Annotated in this window: 2 protein-coding genes; both read right to left on the bottom strand. The window is 64.1% G+C overall.

The annotated features are described in order from the left end of the window. Positions 1-2,867, bottom strand: a 2,867-nt coding sequence (locus tag VNM24_11660) for an EAL domain-containing protein (GenBank protein HWQ39243.1), incomplete at its 3' end; no start/stop codon positions are given. A 324-nt stretch (positions 2,868-3,191) separates the two neighbouring features. Beyond that, positions 3,192-5,786 (bottom strand): DUF1631 family protein, encoded by a 2,595-nt coding sequence (locus VNM24_11655; GenBank protein HWQ39242.1) that lies wholly within the window; start codon positions 5,784-5,786, stop codon positions 3,192-3,194. Positions 5,787-6,000 lie beyond the last annotated feature (214 nt).

Below are 6,000 nucleotides of genomic sequence, written 5' to 3'. Positions count from 1 at the left end.
CCCTGTCCGGCATCGCACCCATGTTGGCGCAGAATCGCGAGCTGCCCCTCCGTTTCGATGCCTTCCGCAATCACCCTCAGCCCGAGGCTGTGGGCAAGCGCGATGATGCCGTTTGCAACGGCTACCGCGCTCGAGTCGGTTTCCAGGTCGCGGACGAACGATCGGTCGATCTTCAAACTGTCGATCGGCAGCGAGCGGAGGCGGCTGAGCGATGAGTATCCGGTCCCGAAGTCATCGATAGATACCGAAAGACCTGCGTTCTTCAAGCGCCCCAGTTCGGTAATCGCCAGATCGATGTTCTCCATCACAGCGCTTTCCGTGATCTCGATCACGAGGCACGCGCCGCCCTCGCCGGCCCACTGACGGGCGATGATCTCCATGACCGACTGCGCGAAGCCTGCGCGCCGGAGCTGCATTGGCGAGATGTTGACCGCGACACTGAAAGACTTGGCCGCGCGCTGCCAGAGCGCGCCTTGCCGGCAGGCTTCGGCGATGACCCAGGCGCCGATGTCGTGAATGAGGCCGGAGTCTTCCGCGAGCGGCACGAACCGGTCAGGAGGCACCATTCCCAGACTCGGATTCTGCCAGCGCAGAAGCGCCTCGACTCCGACGATGCTGCGGTTCGACAGTTGCACTACGGGCTGGTACTCGAGAAAGAGTTCGCCCTTCGCGATCGCCTGCCTCAGGTCGCGCACGATCACGAAGTTCTCGTGCGCAACTGCGTTCGCGCTGCTTGAATAAAGCACAAAGGGCTCCGTTTCCTGGCCCGCGGCCGAGTCCAGCGCAAGCGAGGCGTTGCGAACCAGATCGGTGGCGGTTTGCCCATCCGACGGATAGATGGCTACCCCCATTCGAACGTTGATAGAGATCCGCTCCCCCTCGATTTCGACAGAACTCGGCACCGCGTCAAGGATCTCACGCAGGATTTGCGTCACGTCACTGGGTCGCGCCATGTCGACGAGCCCGAGCACGAAGTCGTCTCCGGCTAACCTCCCGACCGTATCTCCCTCGCGCACGACGGGTTTCAGGCTTTCTGCCACCGCTCGCAGGGCTTCGTCGCCCGCCCGCCGCCCGAACAGATCATTGATGTGTTTCAGGCCGCGAACGTCGAGGACAACGGCAGCCACATGCCGCCCGGAAAAGCGCGCGCGGGCGATGGCCTGATCGATACGGTCCTCGACCAGGCTGGGGTTTGCCAACCCAGTGAGCTGGTCGTAGTAGACGAGCTGCTCGATGCGTTCGCCTTTTTCGATATGGCTGAGCCCCAGGCCCGTATCGGCCGCAAGGTCGAGCAGCACGCGGATTTCGTCTTCGTTGAAGAAGCCATTTTCCTCGGAATACAGACTCAGAGCCCCGACAATCCTGTCATCGATGCGGATGGGCAGGGCAACAGCGGAGCGATAGCCGAGCAATTCGGCCCGCTCACGCCAATCTTCATGCAACGGATCGTCCTGAATTCGATCCCAGACGACGGGCCCGTTCGTCAATACCGCCTGCCGCGCTGGCCCGCGCTCGGCATTTGCGGCGGGATCCATGGGTATGCGAAGCCCCGCGAAGCACTCGCGCCCGATGCCCGCGTGTGCCGCGAATACGAGCCAGCTCCGGCTCTCGTCGAGCAATCCGACCCATGCAAGCCGCAGTCGGCCCTGGTCAACGGCGATTCTGCATACCTCTTCTAGAAGGGTCTGCTTGTCCTTGATGCGCAGAAGCGCGCTACTGATGCCGCTTAGAATCGCGCGTACCCTGTTCAGGCGATCGAGACGCCTGATGTAGTCTTCGAGTTCCCGGTGTCGTTCTTCGAGTGCACCCGCCATCTGGTTGAACGCTCTGCCCAGTTCCGAGAACTCTTTGATCTCGAACGCGTCCGGGGCTCTGGTGCCGAGATCTCCGAGGCTGAGCCGCTTCGTCGCCGCCACGAGTTCCCCGAGCGGGCGCGCAAACAGGAAGTCTGTTCCCCACCAGCCGAGCAGCAGAACGAGTGCCACCGCGCCGCTGAACACGATGATGCTGCGCAGAGTGACTCGATGGACCTTCGCGAACGCGGCATCTGCGGGCAGCCCGACGGCGATATAGGCGCCGAGGTTGGCGGTCTTGGTGAGAAGCGAGTTAAAGGCATAAAGCCGCTTCACCCCGTCGGCACCCTCCAGCACGGTCGTTCCCGTGGCCCGGTTGCGCAGAATGCTCTGGAACACCCGAGACTCGGGTCGCGTCCGGCCTACCGTGTCGTCATGGGGGTAGCGAGCCAGCAGCAGGCCCGATGGGTCGTATAGCTCCATCACCGAGCCGGGAGGCATCAGCGCGCTCTCGAACTGATGACTGATCCACGCGAGCGGGAGCGAGGCGTAGAGGACGCCGATCAGCGCCTTGCCTTCGTCGTCGAGCACCGGATGGGCGAAGACAATCACCGGAGCGTGCATCAGACGACCGATCAAATAACCGCTTACGGTGAACTCGCGCGTGCCGACGACTTCCTTGAAGTAGTCCCGGTCGCTGAAGTTCATGCCAGGCGGATACGGCAGGCCGCTGCACTGCATTTCGCCGTCCGGCGCGAGAAAGCCGAAATTGCCGAACTCGCGGGTCTTTTCGAGCACCCTCGCGAGCAAGGCAGAGCATTCTGGGGCGCTGCCTGAGCGGATGGCGGGCACATACGCGAGCGTGCCGAGCAGCCTTCGCATCTGGGAAACCAGAGCATCGAGGGTGCTCTCCGCGTGGGACGCGAGCAACCGAGCGTTCTGCTGGGCATCTTCGATCGCCGCAGTGCGCTGGGTCTGAATCAGGTAGCCGACTACGCCGAGCGAAGGCAGAACGACGAGCGCGAGGAGCAAGGCAAGCTGCGCACGTACACCGAGCCGCCGGGGCGTGGACATTTCTTTTTCTTCCCTTCTTCAGCCGCCGGACAAACAACGTGGGAGAACCAGGCTGCTGCCCGGGACTTCCGATCTCATGGTTCTTTACTGCACCGGCCAATCACTCCGGAGTTCACTATCCGGCGGGAGCGACCCTAGTTCATTTCGGCGCGGGTTGCAACTCACTGTCGGCTTGCCGTGCAGTGCCGCAAGATCACGCCGGATGTCCTTTCCGCCATCACCGACGGTCGATTGTTCAGCCAGGCATCGAGGTCTCGGAAGTTCAAGAAGTCGACGCGTATTGCCGGCCGGCTTTTGCGCAGATGTGCCGCATGCCCGGATTGCTCAGCGCTTCCCGCCCAGCTTTCCGACCAGATCGCTCACGATGCGATCGAACAGCGGCGTCTCGGGCGTTTGCTCGGTAATCGCGACTTCGCCGAGCTTGATCCGGCGCGCGAGTTCCGCCCGCGAGCACTCGAGGGCGGTCTTCCCTTGCCGGTCGACGAAGAGATAACGGGTCTTGAGGGGACTGACGAAGGCCAGCTTGCCGAGCCTGCGAGTGTCTTTCTCGCGAATTTCCACCCAGGTTCCGACCACGAGGTTGGCGGGAAGCTCGGCGGGTTTCGCCTCCGGTTTGGCGCGATCGGTGCCGGCCGCGGGCTTGATGGTGAAGTCGAGATCGTCCACCTCGACTTTGCCGTCGCCGAACGGATTGTTCACGGTGACGGCTGCGGTCGAGTCGGGTGAACCCGTCGCGGGAGGCTGAGGCGACGCGGCAAGCGCAGGCGAGGCTCGAACCGGGCCGGCAGCGTCCCTTTGCTGGATGTCCACGCCCGCGGGCGGTCGATCCGGTGCGGTTTCTTGCGCAGCGGCGCCCGGCTCCCTCGTGTCCTTGGGCAGGAGCGACAAGCCCTCGACCAAAGTGGGCAGCGGCTGAGGCGCTTCGGCGGATTCCGCAGGCGCGGGTGCCGTCACCGGGGCCGGTACGGTTGCGTCCACAGGGGCTTCCAGCGGCAGGTCCGGCACGGCGAGAAGCGGGGTAACCGCTTCGCCGGCCGAGGTTGTCGCTGCCGCTTCGGGCTGCGGCTTCATCGCTGCGTCGTCCGCGGGCGCGCTGCCGGCTGCGGGCAGCTCTTTCGCCGGGGCCGCTTTTCCCACCGCCTCGGTATGCAGCTTTCTCAGCTCGGCGAGAAAACGCGTGCGCACCGCCTCCTCGGTGCCGCCGAGCTGTGCACCGGCCATCAGGCGCTTGAGCAGCTCGGGCACCGCGGCCACAAGCGCACGGCGCTCTTCGAGCGTGTTCTTGGGCTCCACGCTCCAGATGAGCCGGTCCATGGTCTCGAGTGCGCTCTTCCACTCCTCGCTCTGCTCGCCGTACTTCACGTGCACCACGATCAGGAGCTTCACCCACTCCTGCATCAGAAACTCCTGAAGCGCGCTCGGAATCCCGCCTGCGCGGATGCGCATCTTGATCTCCGCCTGTGCGACGGTCTTGGCCAGCGCAAGCGTTTCCTTCTGCTCGACCTGTTTCGCCGAGGATTGCGTCTGCTCCTGGATGCGCGCGTCCTGCTCGATCATGAGCGCCTGAAGCCGTTCGCGTGCGCCATTGAAGATCTCGATGTCGTCCTCGAAGCCGTCGATGAGCTCCTGAAGAATGGCCTGCAAGCGCCCGTACAGCGGATTCGAGGCATCGAAATCCGGTGGCAGCCGCGCGGAGATTTCGCCCAGAGTGTCGAGCAGTTGCCGGGCGGGGTGGGTCTTCTTCGAGAAGAACGCCTTGTCCGCGATCGCGACCTTGAGCATCGGAATCTGCAGCCGGCCGATGAGCCCCTTGACGGCGATGGGAATCTTGGGATCGTCGAACAGCTCGTCGAACAGCATCGCCATGATGTCCAGCGTCATGGCATCCATCCGGGTCATGCCGCTGCCCAGGCTGGTTCCTTTCAGCTCGCGCAGGACGTTGATCGTGCCCGGCTCGGCAGCGGCATGCGCCAGCGGCAGGACGTTTCCGGTGACCGCACTCAAGTCGCCGAGCTGCACACGGGTGAGCGAGTGCAGCAACTGCGGACCCTGAAGAACGGGCGCGCCCCCGATCTGCCCTCCCATGCCCATGGACCCTGCAGCCGCCCCCTGGCCCGCCGTCGGAGCGGGTGTCTGAGACACCGCCTTGAGATTGCTGGCGAGCAGGTTCTGCAACAGACTGAAAAGATCGGCTTCGCCGCCGGCCGCCTTGTCCGCCTGCGCCGCGGCTTTGGCCGCCGAAGGCGCGGCCTTCTCGTGTCGCCCCGGGGCGACCGCCCTGATTTTCGGCAGAATCGAGTTCTCTACCAGCAACGCGTTGACGGCCTTGTAAATGGCACGGATGTCGTCGAGCACGTGGTCATCGAACAGCTTGAGCAGAACCATGCGCACGTTGACGTCCGGATCGACCTGCCGGCACGTCTGCTTGTAGGCATCGCAGATCGCCTGGGGCGTAAAAGGGTTGTCCTCGGCCTGCAGGCTCGCGTCGCCCAGCAACACTCCGACCCGCTGGTCGAGCGCGAAGAGTTCGTCTTCGCAATACTGACGCAGTCTGGCCGCCATCGCGTTGAACTTCAGCGTCTCGTTCAGGTCGTCTTCGCCCACCAGCTCCAGCTCGGTCGAAGACAGGTCGATGTCGGAGAAACTCTCGCCGATCTTCTTCACGCGGTTGCTGCGCTCCTGGAACTCGCGCAGACAGCGGGTGCGGAACTGCGTTTCTATGACCGCGCGCCGCGCGAGCACTTTGTCCCTCGCAGCCAGGTAATGTCTTTGCGCTTCCTGGTCTCGCGTCCGGCTGACAAGCCCGACGAGCGTCTCGTCCGCCGTGTCGAGCATGGCAGCCAGGGCTGCGGACAAGCGCTCGACGAACAAGTCGCGACATTGCGCCAGGATGGTGTCGAACGACGCGGTTTGAGGCATCAAGGCAACCGTATGCGAATCGATGGAGCGAGCAGGTGCGAGGATCTATCTCTGGCCGCTGCGCGGGCAAGAGGCGGTCGGCTTGCGGCAGCCGCACTTCGGAGGGCGCGTTGCGCCCTCTTTCTGGCGCACCCGACCGAGGCCGCCGCGGCCCGCACTGCGCGTATTGTGCCCCATCGAGGCCATCGAAAGAACCTTCCAGACCGCCGGACCG

The sequence above is a fragment of the Burkholderiales bacterium genome (assembly GCA_035560005.1).
GTDB lineage: Bacteria > Pseudomonadota > Gammaproteobacteria > Burkholderiales > Eutrophovitaceae > DASRFY01.
The sequence above is the reverse complement of the archived record's forward strand: the minus strand, read 5'-3'. Positions and strand labels throughout refer to the sequence as shown.